Origin of the sequence: Rhodococcus phenolicus (assembly GCF_001646785.1) — a bacterium.
GTDB classification, from domain to species: Bacteria; Actinomycetota; Actinomycetes; order Mycobacteriales; family Mycobacteriaceae; genus Rhodococcus; species Rhodococcus phenolicus.
The window spans coordinates 1-15,326 of record NZ_LRRH01000045.1 but is presented as its reverse complement, the minus strand read 5'-3'; the positions used below and the strand labels follow the sequence as shown (position 1 = coordinate 15,326).

Here is a 15,326-nt window from a genome sequence, read left to right as displayed (position 1 = left end):
GTTTCCGATCTTCGTTTCGCTCACGCCCAGCCCCGCGACAAAAGAAAAGAGCAGTCTCGCTCGCATCTCGAGCTACCGGCCGAGCGCGGCACGCCCGCGACTCCACTGGGCGAATAGCGGTTTATCCACCTGTCTGGCGAGGTAACCCCGCAGGGTGACAGACACACCCACCGTGTCCCTGTGGCATGCCCGCGCCCCTCGGACCGAACCGTACGACGACTGGGCGCAGCGGCGAGACCACTACGACGTGGTGGTCGTCGGCGCCGGGATCACCGGTGTCGTGACAGCACTTCTCTTGACCGAACGCGGACGCCGAGTCGCACTCGTCGAAGCCCGAGGGGTCGGGGCGGTCACCACCGGGAACACGACCGGCAAGGTCAGTGTGCTGCAGGGCACGCGGATCTCGCAGATCGGGCGCAAACATTCCCGTGTCGTCCAGCAGGGGTACGTGGACGGCACGCTGTCGGCGCAGCGTTGGATCGTCGACTTCTGCGCGCGGCACGGCGTCGACGTGGACGTGGACGTTGCAGACGCCTACACCTATGTACAGGACCCGTCCGGGTCGGGCATGGTCGACGCCGAGTACCGCGCCTGCCGCGCCGCGGGCATACCCGCGGAACGGGTGAACGAGACTCCGTTGCCGTACGGCATCGTCGCCGCCGTGAAGGTGCCGGACCAGTACCAGCTCGACCCGATGCCGATGCTGCACAAGGGCGTGGAATTGATTCGCGCGGGCGGCGGCGCCGTGTTCACCAAGCGCCGGGTACACAGTGTGGACACCGACGGCGCAGGGTGCACCGTCCGTACCGCGGACGGCCACGTGCGGTCGGACCACGTGGTGCTCGCCACCGGCATTCCCATCCTCGACCGCGGAGGGTTCTTCGCCCGGCTGGAACCGAACCGGTCGTATGCGTTGGCGGTGGAACTGCCTGGCGAACCGCCGGAAGGAATGTACCTTTCGGTCGACTCCCCCACCCGCTCGTTGCGCACCGCGTCCTCGGCCGGCACGTCCGCATCGTCGAAGCGGTTGCTCCTCGTCGGCGGCAACGGGCACGTGGTCGGGCGGCAGAAGTCGCCGCGCTCCGCCTACGAGGACCTGCTGAGTTGGAGCCGGCGAATGTTCCCGGAGGCACGTGAGATTCACCGCTGGTCGGCGCAGGACTACAGCAGCCTCGACGGGCTTCCCTATGTCGGACCGGTTCTCCCCGGAGCGGATCGCGTGTCGGTGGCGACCGGTTTCGGTAAGTGGGGCATGACCGGCGGAGTCGCCGCAGCGCAGATCCTGGCATCGCGTCTGGGTGGAACACCCGATCCCGAGGTCGAGTCCTGGGCACCGGTCATGTCCGCGTGGCGCCACGATCTGATCGCCGGCGCCACGACCGCCCTGCGCCTGAACGGGACGGTGGCGTTGCACATGGTGCGCGGATGGTGGACGGCCGAAACCACCTCCGGAACGGTCCCCGCCGGGGGAGATGGACGGGTGGTTCGTGAGTGCGGACGCCCCGTCGCGGTGTCCACCGTGGACGGAACGACGCGTCGGGTAAGCGCGGTCTGCCCGCATCTCGGCGGGATCCTGAACTGGAACGACGCGGAGGCCACCTGGGACTGTCCCCTGCACGGGTCGCGGTTCGCGGCCGACGGAGCGCTACTCGAAGGGCCCGCGACGAGCGACCTCACGACCCGCTGACCGGCAGGGCGGAGCGTCGCGCCTCTTCGCGAGTTAGGCCCGAAGAGCCTCCAAACGGTCGATGGACCAGACATTGTTGCGAGCTGGAGCAACGGTGCCGAACGCTCCTGCTGCTCCGGCTTGCCGAACTGTTCGAACGGGCGGAACGGACGACACTCGGCAGCGCAGAACTTCGCAAACTGCGGTCGATGCTCATAGGTCGCCGCGGTGAGACCGGGCCGATGCCGAGTTCCGTCGTGCTCGAGACGGGACAGCAGCTTGTAATCGTGTTCGACGCCGCGCGCCGGGGCGTGTCCCTCCGCGGAGGTGGCGCCGGGTTTTGGCAGGTAGAAACGGATGCGGGCTTGCCGTTCCATGTCGACGTGGTGGTGGAACGCGGGCCAGTTCTGCCAGCCGTCACCGTCGCCGAGATGTTGTTCGTCGATCACACACGATCCGAGTTCCCGCTGTCCGCGCGGGGCGAGGCCGATGGCGGTCATCAGGCCACGGATCAGCAGGGACTTCTGTTCGCTGACCGGCTCGCGCCTGGACGGTGCGAGCAGGCGCTCCCCGATGCTGGGAAGGCCACTGCGGCGTTCCTTGCCGTCGAGGCCGTACGGATTGATCGCGGAGCTGGCCGGCAACATGCACTGAAGATCGGGGGTCAAGCGGGTGAGCAGCAGCGGCGAGCCCTCGGACCGGTATCCGCCGCGGCTCCACACGTGGGCGTTGCCGCGCAGCGTGCCGGTGTAGTACTCGAGTTCGCCCGGCTAGAGGGTGTCGCGACTCAGGAACAGCAGGTCCACTTCGTGCCAGCGGCCGCGGTTGTCGCGGAACTCGAAGTTGGACCAGGCGCGGACCGGCGGGGCGTCCGGGAGCAGATTCTTGACGAAATCCAGGCGGAGCTTTCATGCTCGAACTCGGGGCTGATCTCGAATCAGCGGTCGCTCTGCACCGCGCTCCATCCCGATCCATCCGGTCGTTCACGTCGGTCACAACCTACCCGGCCGCGCACCGGTCGAACGCCTCGCCGCCCCGGGCCGGCCACGGCAGATTCGGTCCGGTCGTCGAGCACATGAAATGCCAGGTCATCGCTGCCGTCTCGGCATGTCACCACAGATGTGAGCAGTCGAACTGCCGGCTACCGGACTGCAAGGCCGATCGACACGCACTGCTGGGTCCTGTCACCGATCACGTGCCGCAGAAAGTCCGGAAGGTCTCGGTGAACGACCGCGGTGCCGGCGCGGCGTACTCGGACCACTCGTCGCGGTGGTCGAACGGATGCGTGACGACCTCGAGCAGTTTCTCGAACGGCGCGAGGTCGCCGTCGGTCGCGGCGCGCAGGGCTGCGTCGAGCTGATGGTTGCGCGGGATGTAGAGCGGGTTCACGCGGTCCATCGCGTCCGCCGCCTCCGCTGGCGCACGAACCTGCTGCTGCACAGCATTCCGCCAGCGCGTCAGCCACGGCCCGATGTGCTCGCGCGGCACGAGACGGTCGAGCGGTGTCGAGTCTCCACGGAGTTCGTCTGCGAGAGCGCGGAAGCTGCCCGTCCAGTCGGCGCGGTGGTCTTCCATCAGGGTCAGCAGATCGTCGATCAGTGTCCGGTCCACTGAGCCACCGGAGAAGCCGAGTTTTGCCGCCATCCCTGCCGTGTAGTGGTGCTCGTATCGTGCGTCGAAGGTGTCGAGGACCGCGGTGACCGCGGCGATCGCGGCGTTCGGCTCGGAATCGACCAGTGCCAGCAGGGTTTCGGCGAACCGCGCCAGGTTCCACTTCACGACGGCGGGCTGGTTACCGAAGGCGTAACGGCCGCTGTGGTCGATGGAACTGAACACCGCTGCCGGGTCGAACGCGTCGAGGAAGGCGCACGGACCGTAGTCGATGGTCTCTCCCGAGATGGTCGTATTGTCGGTGTTCATCACGCCGTGCACGAAACCCACCAGCGTCCATCGCGCCACCAGGGAGGCCTGGGCCTCGAGCACCTCCTCGAAGAAAGCCAGATAGCGGTTGTTCTTCCCGGTCGCCGGCAGATCAGTCAGCGTCGGATAGTGGCGGGTGATCGCGTAATCGGCCAGTGACTGCAGGACCTCTCCCCGCCGGACCGCGAATTCAAAGGTGCCCACCCGCAGGTGACTGGACGCGACGCGCGCGAGCACGGCTCCGGGTTCGATGCCGTCGCGGTAGATCTGCCGGCCGGTCTCCACCACAGACAGTGAACGGGTGGTGGGGATCCCCAGCGCGTGCATGGCCTCGCTGACCAGGTATTCGCGCAACATCGGCCCGACCACCGCGAAGCCGTCGCCGCCTCGGGAGAACGGCGTGGGCCCCGAACCCTTGAGATGCAGATCCGCGCGCCGGCCGTCGGTGCCGACGAGTTCGCCGAGCAGCAACGCCCGTCCGTCGCCGAGGAGCGGGGCGTACCCACCGAACTGGTGACCCGCATACGCCATCGCCACCGGCTTCGCCCCGGCCGGCACCGCCGATCCGGCCAGAACGGCGACACCGTCGTCGCTGCGCAGGAGATCCACGTCCAACCGCAGCGACGCTGCCAGGTCCTCGTTGAGCACGAGCAGCTTCGGATCGGGCACCTCTGCCCCCTGCCACGGCACGGACAAGCCGCCCATCTCGTCGACGAATGTGCTCTCGAGACCGGGCACTGCGGTGCTCGTACCGATCGGGAAATCCGGGATCGTCGCCATCACCCGAGCCTAGCCACCCCGCCGTGTATGGCGCCGCGCGCGACCGGGAAGTCGTCCAGTGGCGTCGGCGCCGCGGTCGCGGTGCGCCCGATACCGTCGACGTGTGCAGACCTGTCGGAGGGAGGAAGCACAGCATGAGCGCCGCTCCCGGCACCTTGTGGACGATCGGCCATTGGACCTGCCCGCCCGCACTCGTACTCGACACGCTGACCTCGGCGGATATCGACTTGCTCGTCGACGTGCGCAAGATGCCGGGTTCGCGCCGGAGCCCGCAGTTCGACGCCGACGAGATGCCGACATGGCTCGAGGGTGCCGGTATCGGGTACCTGCACCTGGCCGAACTGGGCGGCCGGCGACCGAAGCAGAAGGACATCGATCCGACGCTCAACGGCGGGTGGCGGAACGCCGGCTTCAAGAACTACGCGGACTACACCCTCACACCCGCCTTCGAGTCGGGTCTCGCGCGACTCACCGATCTCGCCGCCGACCGGCACGTCGCCATCATGTGCGGCGAACCGATGCCCTGGCGCTGTCACCGCCTGCTGATCGCGAACACCCTGACGGCGCGGGGATGGACGATCGTGCACCTGATGACCAACGCCGCTCCGAAGCAGCACGAATTGGGACAGTGGGGTGCGGCGCCTTCGGTGAGTCCCGACGGCGTCGTGACCTATCCGCAGACGAGAGGAGGCACCGCATGAGCGTGCAGTTCGCGGTCGGCGACCACGTGAGCTGGAATTCCGAGGCGGGCCGGGTCTCCGGCACGATCACGAAGGTTCACACGAAGGACTTACCTGCGGGATGGTTGTCCCGGACGGGTCGGGTGTCGGATTCTGCAGGACGCGATCGGATGCCGGACGGGTTGCGGGTGTGCTGTTTGAGGATCCTCAAACAGGGCAGGACCCGAGAGTGCTCGCGGGCTTCCACCGCCGGTTGAGGGATCTGGATTCGAGCCGCCCAAGATCTTTCACTGCCCGTTCGAATCCGGAGCCGTGACAACGGGGCAGTTCGCTGACAGTCAGACGTGTGCCCTGAGGGTACGGGGCTCGCCCGTCCCCGTTCCCAGTGGAAATGGCTGGCCAGATCCGCCGGAGCCTTCGTCACCCTCGATCCGACGATGGACTTCAGTCCGGCAGCATCGAGGTTCTTCAGGTTCGTCGCCGACCATGGCAGGCGACACCGTCATCATCATCGTCGGCGATCTGACGGCTGACCCCGAGCTGCGATTCACCCCCGCGGGCGCCGCAGTCGCGAACTTCACCATTGCGTCCACACCCCGCAACTTCGACCGGCAGTCGAACGAGGCAGTTCCCCGCAGAACGGCAACTACGCCGGCGCCAATGTCGGCCTCCACTGCGGCAGTTTGCCCACGGCGACATCAGAGTCGACAACACCGGACCGTGGGGACCGGCCGTATGCATCCACGGCACCCAGACTTCCGCTGATAGGCGAGGAGTGTGCTTTTCCGCCGTAGAGGAAGTCGGTCATGTCCGAAGATGAGAAGCGCCGTTGAGGTCCAGGATCGTTCCGGTGGCCCATTCGGCTTCGGGTGAGGCGAGATAGACGATGGCTGCGGCCACTTCGGCCGGTGTCCCGACGCGGCCGAGGGGACTCTGCTGCTGTAGTGCGGTGCCTTCTTCGCTGTTGAGCTTCGGTTGCTGACGTTCGCTGGAGACGAATCCGGGTGCGACGCTGCTCACGGCGATTCCTCGTGGTGCCAGGGCGATCGCCAGCGATTGTCCGAGTGCGTGCAGGGCCGCCTTGGTTGCGCCGTAGGCGGGGTGCTCGGGTTCACCTCGAAACGCCCCGCGCGAGCCGACGTTGATGATGCGGCCCCCTGCGGTCATGTGTTGTGCCGCTGCCCAGGTCACGCAAGCAGACCCGCGAAGGTTCACCTCTACCATCCTGGTCCACACGGCGCACCAATCGTCGTAGGTGGTATCCGTGATCGGGTGGCGGTTGACCGCGGACGGCGCCACGGCGGCGTTGTTGACAAGCACGTCCAACGAACCGAGCGCGTCGACCGCATGCTCTACGAGGTTTCGTGCTTGCGCCGAATCTCCGATGTCACCGCTGACGATCGTGTGGCCGTCACCGGGCAGCCCTGACCTCGTGCGCTCGGCGCCCTCCCGGTCGGTCGCGTAGTGCACCGCCACGGTGTCACCGAGTTCGGCGAATGCACGGGCGGTGGCGCGGCCGATTCCGCTCGACGCGCCGGTGACCAGCACCTTTCGCATGGACTGCACCTTCTCCTTCACGGTGAGTATCCCGCCAATCCCCTGGCATTCCGCCGTTTACCAGAATTCAGGATCCCGTCACGAGACAGGGACGGGCTCGACGTGGACAACACTATCCAACATCGATTGGAGCCGAGCTCCCGTTCGGTGTAGACGGTGGCAGTAGCACCCTCGAACGCTGCTGCTCTGTTCGGCAAAGGTTCACAGTCCGAATACCGCGATGTGTCGACAGTTTCTGCCTGCCTGAACGACGAACCTACGGCAGATCGGAGCCGGCGGTTGCTGCGAGGGATCCCAGCAGTTGGAGCTTGTCGGCGCTGGACGAGCCGACGGGAGCTTGGTACACGATCAACTGGTGGCCAGGGGCGCTGCGGACATCGAAGGCGTTGTACTCGAGGAGAAGGTCACCGACGGCAGGATGACGAAATTCTTTGGCCTCGTGTGTTTTTCCTCGAACGTCGTGCCGGCTCCACAGTTCGCGAAACTCGGCGCTTGCAGCGTGTGCCTGGAGAACGAGAGCACGGACATCGTCTGCCGAACCCGTGTGGCCGAGAGCGAGTCGAAGGTTCGCGACACAAGAGGTGGTGGCGCGGTCCCGGTCGGTGAAGAAGCTGCGTCCGAAGGGGTCGAGAAAGACCATTCGCGCAATGTTGTCGATGCGTTCGAATCCGCTGTACAGCGCTCCAGCGAGATCGTTGTATGCAAGAACATCCAACTGACGGTTGATGATGAGCGCGGGGGTGTGCGACCAGGATGCGAGCAGTTGCCGGAGTGAATCGTCGACGGTTTTCCGTACCGGGGTGCGCGGTGTCGGTGCCAGGCCGGCGAGACGGAACAGGTGCTCGCGCAGATCGGTGTCGAGGTCGAGTGCGCCGGCGAGGGCGTTGAGGACCGCTGGGGAGGGATTTCGCTCGCGGCCCTGCTCGAGTCGGGTGTAGTAGTCGACGCTGACGCCGGCGAGCATGGCGACTTCTTCACGGCGAAGACCAGAAACGCGGCGCCCCGACTGCGCTGTGATGCCGACATCCGTGGGCAGCACGTGGCCGCGTCGCGCCTTGAGGAATGTTCCCAGTTCGGTGGAGCTCATGAGACGACGCTAGCCTCACCGCGTCGCGGGTGGCAGGCCGTGTCGCACCCTGGCTGGGATTGCTCGGCTGTAAGGACCAGAGCGGCACCGAACAGGGTGATCGCCACCACGAGGAACATGGCGGTGGTCACACTGCCTCTGTGGCCCCATGCTTTGGCCCAGTCCGAAACAGGCTGTAGCGCACCCAGGCACACACCGGCCTGTTCCGGCCATACGTCCGCCCCGATAGTGGATTTCGTCGGGACCACCCGGCGACCCCACTCCCCTCTTCTGGAGCACACATGATCACCCCCTTCACCCCCGAACTGCTCGAGCTCATCACCGCCAACCGCACCGGCGGGCACCGCCCACTTCTGTTCGCCAACGCCCGGATCATCACCGGCGACTCGCTGATCGGCGACTTCGACCGCGGCGATGTTCTTCTCGGCGGCTCTCGCGTGGTCGGCATCGGCCCGGGCCTGCTGACCGCAGCCGATGACGACGGCGCGATCGTCATCGACTGCGACAACTACGTCATCGTGCCGACGGTCGTCGACACCGCTCAGCTGCGCGGCCTGCGTCCCACATCGTTCCGGTCACCGACCGCGATCGCACCCGGCAATCCGGCCGGTTTCGCGATCCTGCCCGCCGTGTCCGGAGAATCGGAGTCCGCCGCGGTGCGCCGATTCCTCACCGCCCCCGACATCGCGCTCACGGTCGTCGTCGACGGTGACATCGTCTTGTGGGACGGCCATCCGGTCGAAGTAGCCTGCCGTGCAGCAGACACCGAGGTTGCCCACACCGCCTCCTCGGACCGGTATCTCGGCACCTGGATCGACGAGAACGATTTCGTGCACCAGCACCTGACCACCGACGGTCGCTACGACGAAACCCGAGGTGGACGCCCGCACGCCTACCAGGGCGCGTACTGGATCACCGGCGACCGAATCGACTACCGCGACGACCTCGGATTCTGGGCCTTCGGCGAATTCGCCGATGGCGTACTGCATCACGCGGGCTACACCTTCCACCGTTCCTGACCTGCCACCGACACCCGAAAGCACACCATGCCGAAGATTTCCCTCACCGAGTTCACTGCTGCCCGTGACAGTGGCCGCGCGATCCTGCTGACCGGCGGCGCCGTCGTCACCATGGATCCCACGATCCCGGACCTCGACACCGGCGACGTCCTGCTCACCGGTTCCCGAATCGTCGCGATCGGACCCGACCTGCGCTCCGATCCCGAACACGGTGCCGCAGCCACGCCGGCACTCGTCGTCGACACCCGTGGGGCGATCGTCAGCCCCGGTTTCGTCGATACCCACCGCCACGCCTGGGAAGCGCAACTGCGCCGCAGCATCCCCGACGTCGCCGACCTCGGCGAGTACGTCATGTCGACCCTGGCCGGCATCGCTCCGAACTACACGCCGGAGGACATGTACATCGGGACCCGTCTCGCAGCCTTGACCGCACTCGACTCGGGCATCACGACCATGCTCGACTTCTCACACAACTCACGCAGCTCCGCGCACTCCGATGCTGCGCTCAACGCACTCGTCGACACCGGCATTCGGGGCGTGCACGCAGCGATGGGCCCGCACTTCGGCGAGTGGGACCGTCAGTGGCCCGCCGACATGAATCGACTGGTGAGCGACTTCCACGGCGCCGCAGATGGTCTCGTCACCGTGCGACTGGCCGCCCTGTCCACCGACGAGATTGCCGGACCGGATATCGCCTATGGTCCCGAACTCGCCGCTCTCGCTCGCGATCTCGGTGTGTGGACGAGCATCGACGCGGTCTTCGGCGCGCCCTCGTCGGAGGCGATCCTGCGCTGGGCGCAGATGGGGATCCTCGATCCGACCCTCACCCTGATCCACGCGACCGGACTGACCCCCGATGCCTGGAGGGCGATGGGTGATGCCGGCGTCACGGTGTCGCTCGCCCCCACCTCCGACGCGCAGATCGGTCTCGAAACGGCGGTGCCCGCCGTCGACGAGGCCCTCGCTGTCGGGATCCGTCCGGGTCTGAGCATCGACGTGGAGGTCGCGCTCGCCAGCGACATGTTCACCCAGATGCGAACCCTGCATGCCATCCAGCGCATGCGCGCCACCGACGCCGCCTACGGAACGGACGAAACCTGCAGCAAGATCACCACCCGTGACGTCCTCGGCTTTGCCACCCAGCAGGGCGCTGACGCCAACGCACTCGGACAGGTCACCGGCTCCTTGACACCGGGCAAGGACGCCGACCTGCTCATCGTCCGCGCCGACGACGTCAACAACATGCCCCTCAACGACGCCATCGGCACTCTCGTGCTCGGCTCCGACGCACGCAACATCGACACCGTCCTCGTCGCCGGCAACCCGCGCAAATGGGCAGGCTCGCTGGTCGGTGAAGACATCGACGCCCTCCGAGAGGACGTGGTCCGCTCCCGCGACGACATCACCCGGCGGGTGGCGACGCTGTGAAGAACACGAAAAATGTCAAGGACATGGAGCAAGCACAGCACCCGTTCGTCGGACTGTGGGTGACCGCCGACGGGAACATCCGCCAACGCCTCCTGCCCGAGGGGCGATACGTCGAAGCCCGGGGCAGCCGCGAGGCCGCCTACACCGGCGACTACCGGATCGACGGCACCATGATCTATTACCGCGACGACACCGGCTTCTCCGCCGACGGTGAGTTCCGTGACGACGTCCTGTACCACGCGGGCATGGTCATGCACCGGGACCCGACCGGGTGAAGCAATCGTCGCCCTGAAAGACCGACAACCGACAGCGGTGGCTTGCGCCCGACATACCCGGGCGCAAGCCGTCTCGCGCGCCAACGGAACACCGATCGGCTGATCGAGAAGGAGCGTATCGGCTGGCCTTATATGAAAGGCCTTGGATGGAAGAGGTTCTCGCGGGCCTCCAAGTTCCGGACAGCAGCCGAACCGGTCGAATCCCCGCAATGGTGTAGCGCTGTGTAACCAGGCCGGCCTCGAAGTCGTTCCGCACGGAGGCAATGGAGAGCTGTTGGTCAGCGCGATGCCTGTCGTCTTCCTCCGCTGATTACACCCACCGTGGTCACGATCACGGTGTCGGTAGCCACCCTGAGGTGTTCCGACACCACGATCCGAAGGCCCCGACACTTCTTGCCGGACCCGTCAGCTGAGGAACATTCCACGCTGCTCAACCAGATCATGGCCGAACTGGCCACCGGATCGGACTGACCCGCGGGGCGCGGTAGCGCATCGGTGAATGGGCACTCCGATTTCGGCTTTCCTCGACAACCGGTGACTTTAGAAGTAGTTTTGATGTATGCCAGTGGATGAAGTGACGTTCTCGGAACTGCAATTGCAGGGCAAGGCGACCGTCGAACGACTGCGCCGTTCGCCGGCGCAGTCCCTGTTGGTGCGCCGACGTGACGCCGAGGACCTGGTGCTGACCACGGCGGCCAGGGCCGAACTCGAGCACACCGCCGCGTCGGTGACGACCCGGATGTTCGTGGCGCTGATCCAACGCGACGCCCGGGCGCGGGAACTGGTCACCGACGTGCTGCCCGACGTGTTCCCCTGGGTGACGTTCCTCACCCGCGACGACGTCCAGGAGTTCGTCGTCGAACTGGTCGCAACCCTGCGGGCCGCGGACTCGCTCGACAACCCGGCCCCGGTGGTGCACGTCATCGATGCCTGGCGCCACACCGCCGAAGCGCTCGCCGATCCCGTGCTGGCGGCGATCCTCGCCGCCGACACCGGCGACGATCACGGCGCCGTGCCCGCGCCCGGCGCTGCGTGAGCCCGAAACGCGGAGACCGCGTCGCCCCGCCCCCTGACCCGGTCGGCGGGTGGGATCTGCGGTTCGCCACCACCGACGCGGTCAAAGGCTGGGACGCGTTGTGCCAGCAGGCGCCGGCGAACACTCTCACCGCTTGGGCCGAACTACGCACCCGACCCGACTCCCCCGCGCCGACCTCGCGGCATCACCAGCTCAAAGGCTCCCTCGCGACCGCCACGCACGGGGGCGTGGTGATGGAGCAGTGGCAACGCGAGGTCACCGCGGGCGGTCGCGTTTGGTACCTCGTCGACACTGCTCGCCGCACCCTATGGATCAAAGCGGCCGGAACCGGGCACCCCAAATCCACCGAGTAGACCCAGTGCCCGCTCCCGAGCATTCCCGCAGGTCATCGGGCGAGACGCTCCGAAAATCTGCACGATGAGACCGTGGCCGGCTCGATGGCATGTTGGAAGTGGCCGGCTTCGATCTTCTTTCGAGCGGCGCTGAAGGCTCGGTTGGAGGTGGCCGGCGACTCGGTGTCGATCTGCGCTTTCTCCTGGGCGACTCCCCTTGCAAGGTCACGCACCGATTCGGGCTCATAGCTCGGCGCCGGCGACAGATCCAGGCGTAGAGCCTGCCGAATCTGTACACGGAGAGCGTTCATCCGGACGCCCGCCCTGAGATGTACTCCTGGGCATCCTCGGGTTTCAAAAGGGAACAAGACGAGTGTGGGGCAGGACAACCGGCCCAATATCGATAGTGCAGCACGAGCGCGATCCACACTGGCCGCGATCGGAATCCGCCCCGCTCTCGAGCCACCCGTCTTTGAAGGATCGTCAAACAGCACACCCTCACCAGCAGCGCGTGAGGACCCGCGTGGACGACGAGACGGAAGGACCGGGGAGCGGGTCACGTACCGTGGCTTCGTATGACCGATCCCGGGATCGAGATCACCGCAGAGCTGGTCCGCGATCTTCTCCAGGACCAACATCCGGACCTTGCCGGGCTCGCCATTCGTGAGGTTGCGGGCGGCTGGGACAACCAGATGTGGCGCCTCGGCGACGAATTGGCAGTACGCATGCCACGTACAGAGCGCGCACCGGACCTCCAGCACAAGGAGCGCCGATGGCTGCCCGCGCTGGCCCCGCGCCTACCACTTCCAGTTCCGACCCCGGTGCGGATCGGGGAGCCGTCCGCTCGCTTCCCGAAGACCTGGACCGTCATGACGTGGGTTCCCGGCGAACCACTGGACCGCACCTCGATCAGCCGCGGCGATCACGCGACCGATGTTCTCGTCGGCTTCCTCACAGCGCTCCACGTGGAGACGCCCGCAGAGGCACCGACGAGTACGGACCGCGGCACGCACCCCGGAGAGTGCACGGCCGGCTTCGAGAAGTATCTGCAAGCCATTGCTCCCAGCAACATCGCCGCCGACGCTGGGGAAATTCGCGATGTCTGGAACGATGCTGTCGCTGCCCCCGGATGGGACAGGCCACCGGTATGGCTGCACGGGGATCTCCATCCCGCGAATGTGATCGTCTCCGGTGGGTCGATCTCGGGCGTGATCGATTTCGGGGACATGTTCGCCGGCGATCCGGCATGGGACCTCGCGGCCGCATGGCTACTCCTCCCCGCGGGCAGGTCCTCACGATTCTTCGAGGCGTACGCGCAGGCCGACGAAGCGACGATCCGGCGTGCCCGCGGGTTGGCTGTTCTGAAAAGCCTCTTCCTCATCCTGATGGGCCAGAACGGGGACCAGGGCCTTCCCGGCGGCAAGTCGCCATGGGGACCCCGGGGTCGCGCGGCGCTTGATCGTGCCCTCACGCCGGGATGAGTTGCGGGATGCGGATCTACTGTCAGCAGTGTGACGATCGCTGATGCCCCGTGCGTGTGGCTGACAACCTTGCGACGGGACGGCTCACCCCATACGACACCGGCATGGTTCCTGCTGATCGGCGAGACATTCTGGATCGCAAGCTCAACCGTGAACGTGAAGGTGAGGAACCTCCAACGCGATCCTCGAGTCTCGCTCGCCATCGACGGATCGGCAGCCAAGCCCTGCGTCGCGCAGGGGCGAGCCCTCGTGCATCGGATGATTCTGAGCTTCCCTCATCTGGTCACGCTGTTCGCGGAGAAGTACAGCGGCTGGGACGCCGCCGACGAGACGCAGGACGGTCCGCGAGTGCTGATCGAAGTACCTGTAGATCGCTGGCTCCTCAACGCCCATTAGCGGACGCGTGGGATCCGTCGTGCGCGACCATCCCACCGACAGCATCAAACAGCCTGATGGGCGTCTGAAGCAGGCTGGGATTCCGAGACCACACGAAACCGTTCGATGCCGGGATACATCTCACCGCGCGATGCGATACCGAACCCGATCGCCCGGTAGAAGCCGACCGCATCGCCATCGGTTTCGGCCTCGATCGGATCGCCGGGATGCTGGGCCTGAACCCACTCGACCATCGCGGCGCCTACGCCTTGCCGCTCCCACCCGGGATCGGTGGCGATGTGCAGCAGCTCGAGATCGAGCTGCTCGAACACGCCCAAGCGGAGCAGCCCAGCGCCGGCGACGGCACCATGGTTGTGGTGTTGTGCCCGCACCAGAACAACTTCGAGATGGCGTGGACGTGCAGGTCTTCGACCGACGTCCCGCAGCCGACCGCTCGCAATGGCAGCACAGGTCAGCGAAAACCGCCTCGAAGTCGACGGGTTCGGGATACTGAGCCTGTCGTCCCCGACCTCCGAGCCGGTCACCGTCGCGGTGCCGCCTGGTGAGTACGTGGTGGAGGTTTCCGGCCGTGGCTTCTCGACTACGGCTGGCCCGGTTCCACTGCTCCCGGGGATGGGTGGCGCCTGCGGCTGTGGCCCGACGACGACAGCGTCCTCGAACCCGCACAACTGTGGGAGATGCCGGGCTACGGCGTCCCGGGGAACATCGCGTCCTCGGCGGACGGATCCAGCGGCTCGGTGACGGACGGGTCATGAAGCCGCGGCAGAGGTCGACGATCATGACTGTGCTGGTGTTCACCGGTTTCGGTGTGTTGTCTGGGATCGCCGGCGCTGCCGTGTTGGGGTGGTTCGCCTCGCAGCCGTTCGACGTCTACACCGCCGGCTACCAGCCGCTCGACTTCGCGTCCGTCCGCATCGACTCTCCCTCGCCCTTCGGGTACACGGTCGCACTGGTCCTCGGCGGTGGCGTGCTGGGAGCACTGGTCGATGCACTCCTTCACCGGACCGGGTGGAGCCTTACTCGGCGTACACCTTGGTAGGGAGCGTGGCGTGAGCGCCGGACTGCACCACATTGACGAGTACTGTCACCACGCCCGTGCTCTGTCGATTTGCAGCGGCGTGTCCGGTCAGTATTCGCTGCATCCGCGCCCGCAGCCTGTCTGGTCTCGAAGGCCCCCACGAGAAAGGCGGTGTGGAGGGTGAGGTGGAGCGCTTCCGCCCCAACCAAATCATTCGACGACGGGTGGTTTGACAGGCTCGCCGGTGTGGCGATCTCAGCTCAGAACGCTGATCATCCCGTTCGGCTCGAGGTAGGCGCGCTCGACACCGGAGATGTCGTCGATGCCGTGCAGACGCAGCTGGGACTCCACTTCCTCGCGGGTCATGAATTCTCGGCGCATCAAACGGCGATTGAGCTTGCCGTTCTCTATCAGGGGCCGGGGTCGGGCCTTGACGGTGCGGGCCACGCGAGGAAAACGGTACGCGAGTGCATCGACGCAGACGCTCCAGAACAAGATCGTGCTGACGAGGATCAGGGCGTCGGCAAGCGAGGTCGCCTCACCGTGCAGCCCGGGGGCTGCAGCTTCTGCGACGAGTACGACCAGCAACACATCGGTAATCCCCAATCCACCGGATTCACGTTGGCCCACCAGAGTAGTGCCCCATAGAGT

The 15,326-nt window shown here is 66.3% G+C and carries 16 protein-coding genes and 2 pseudogenes; 13 read left to right on the top strand and 5 right to left on the bottom strand.

The genetic code is table 11. The features are described 5' to 3' along the window. Positions 1 to 154: 154 nt before the first annotated feature. Entirely contained in the window at positions 155 to 1,687 is a 1,533-nt protein-coding gene (locus tag A8G15_RS13955) for an FAD-dependent oxidoreductase (RefSeq protein WP_068160315.1), read from the top strand. A 221-nt stretch (positions 1,688 to 1,908) separates the two neighbouring features. Further along, positions 1,909 to 2,745 carry a hypothetical protein gene (locus tag A8G15_RS30615; protein WP_068160312.1) on the top strand — a complete coding sequence of 279 codons (837 nt, stop codon included), beginning with the start codon at positions 1,909 to 1,911 and terminating at the stop codon, positions 2,743 to 2,745. A 112-nt stretch (positions 2,746 to 2,857) separates the two neighbouring features. Here the strand turns inward: A8G15_RS30615 and A8G15_RS13945 are convergent, their stop codons facing one another. Continuing rightward, positions 2,858 to 4,366: a protein adenylyltransferase SelO gene (locus A8G15_RS13945; RefSeq protein WP_068160309.1), complete on the bottom strand. Its 1,509-nt coding sequence runs from the start codon at positions 4,364 to 4,366 to the stop codon at positions 2,858 to 2,860. Between the two features lie 134 nt (positions 4,367 to 4,500). Between A8G15_RS13945 and A8G15_RS13940 the strand changes: the two genes are divergently transcribed. The 3 genes and pseudogenes from A8G15_RS13940 to A8G15_RS29895 all read left to right on the top strand — a co-directional run. Beyond that, the gene (locus A8G15_RS13940; RefSeq protein ID WP_068160307.1) at positions 4,501 to 5,067 is read left to right on the top strand and encodes a DUF488 domain-containing protein; all 567 of its coding nucleotides are present in this window, start codon (positions 4,501 to 4,503) and stop codon (positions 5,065 to 5,067) included. Continuing rightward, positions 5,064 to 5,156, top strand: a pseudogene (locus A8G15_RS31835) (HVA1 family protein); the annotation flags it as partial. The gene A8G15_RS13940 and the pseudogene A8G15_RS31835, both read left to right, overlap by 4 nt. 376 nt (positions 5,157 to 5,532) lie before the next feature. Then, a pseudogene (locus tag A8G15_RS29895) lies at positions 5,533 to 5,670 on the top strand (single-stranded DNA-binding protein); the annotation flags it as partial. Between the two features lie 180 nt (positions 5,671 to 5,850). Here the strand turns inward: A8G15_RS29895 and A8G15_RS13935 are convergent. Together A8G15_RS13935 and A8G15_RS13930 are read right to left on the bottom strand one after the other, a co-directional pair. After that, the gene (locus A8G15_RS13935; protein WP_068160348.1) at positions 5,851 to 6,603 is read right to left on the bottom strand and encodes an SDR family NAD(P)-dependent oxidoreductase; all 753 of its coding nucleotides are present in this window, start codon (positions 6,601 to 6,603) and stop codon (positions 5,851 to 5,853) included. 256 nt (positions 6,604 to 6,859) lie between these two features. Beyond that, entirely contained in the window at positions 6,860 to 7,690 is an 831-nt protein-coding gene (locus A8G15_RS13930) for a helix-turn-helix domain-containing protein (protein WP_068160305.1), read from the bottom strand. A gap of 281 nt (positions 7,691 to 7,971) precedes the next feature. On the opposite strand from A8G15_RS13930, the gene A8G15_RS13925 reads away from it, so the two are divergent. The 7 genes from A8G15_RS13925 to A8G15_RS13895 all read left to right on the top strand — a co-directional run bounded on the left by A8G15_RS13925 (position 7,972) and on the right by A8G15_RS13895 (position 13,657). Then, on the top strand, positions 7,972 to 8,709 hold the full coding sequence (locus A8G15_RS13925) for an Atu4866 domain-containing protein (protein ID WP_068160302.1): 738 nt from the start codon (positions 7,972 to 7,974) through the stop codon (positions 8,707 to 8,709). A 27-nt stretch (positions 8,710 to 8,736) separates the two neighbouring features. Beyond that, a complete protein-coding gene (locus A8G15_RS13920; protein WP_068160300.1) occupies positions 8,737 to 10,137 on the top strand; it encodes an amidohydrolase family protein in 1,401 nt (466 codons plus the stop codon). A gap of 23 nt (positions 10,138 to 10,160) precedes the next feature. Further along, the gene (locus tag A8G15_RS13915; RefSeq protein WP_156665388.1) at positions 10,161 to 10,412 is read left to right on the top strand and encodes an Atu4866 domain-containing protein; all 252 of its coding nucleotides are present in this window, start codon (positions 10,161 to 10,163) and stop codon (positions 10,410 to 10,412) included. A 559-nt stretch (positions 10,413 to 10,971) separates the two neighbouring features. Next, entirely contained in the window at positions 10,972 to 11,448 is a 477-nt protein-coding gene (locus A8G15_RS13910) for a hypothetical protein (RefSeq protein WP_068160294.1), read from the top strand. After that, entirely contained in the window at positions 11,445 to 11,801 is a 357-nt protein-coding gene (locus A8G15_RS13905) for a hypothetical protein (RefSeq protein WP_068160288.1), read from the top strand. The genes A8G15_RS13910 and A8G15_RS13905 overlap by 4 nt, the downstream gene beginning before the upstream one ends. A gap of 554 nt (positions 11,802 to 12,355) precedes the next feature. After that, positions 12,356 to 13,261 carry an aminoglycoside phosphotransferase family protein gene (locus tag A8G15_RS13900; RefSeq protein WP_068160285.1) on the top strand — a complete coding sequence of 302 codons (906 nt, stop codon included), beginning with the start codon at positions 12,356 to 12,358 and terminating at the stop codon, positions 13,259 to 13,261. A 30-nt stretch (positions 13,262 to 13,291) separates the two neighbouring features. Then, a complete protein-coding gene (locus A8G15_RS13895; RefSeq protein WP_082899892.1) occupies positions 13,292 to 13,657 on the top strand; it encodes a pyridoxamine 5'-phosphate oxidase family protein in 366 nt (121 codons plus the stop codon). Positions 13,658 to 13,701: 44 nt separating this feature from the next. Here A8G15_RS13895 and A8G15_RS29890 read toward each other — a convergent pair whose 3' ends face one another. Then, positions 13,702 to 13,974: a GNAT family N-acetyltransferase gene (locus A8G15_RS29890; protein ID WP_169833893.1), complete on the bottom strand. Its 273-nt coding sequence runs from the start codon at positions 13,972 to 13,974 to the stop codon at positions 13,702 to 13,704. Positions 13,975 to 14,435: 461 nt separating this feature from the next. Here A8G15_RS29890 and A8G15_RS13885 point away from each other — a divergent pair, with 461 nt between their 5' ends. Continuing rightward, positions 14,436 to 14,696 (top strand): hypothetical protein, encoded by a 261-nt coding sequence (locus A8G15_RS13885; protein WP_245687841.1) that lies wholly within the window; start codon positions 14,436 to 14,438, stop codon positions 14,694 to 14,696. Between the two features lie 234 nt (positions 14,697 to 14,930). Here A8G15_RS13885 and A8G15_RS13880 read toward each other — a convergent pair. Then, positions 14,931 to 15,326, bottom strand: a 396-nt coding sequence (locus A8G15_RS13880; RefSeq protein ID WP_068160342.1) for a DUF421 domain-containing protein, incomplete at its 5' end; no start/stop codon positions are given.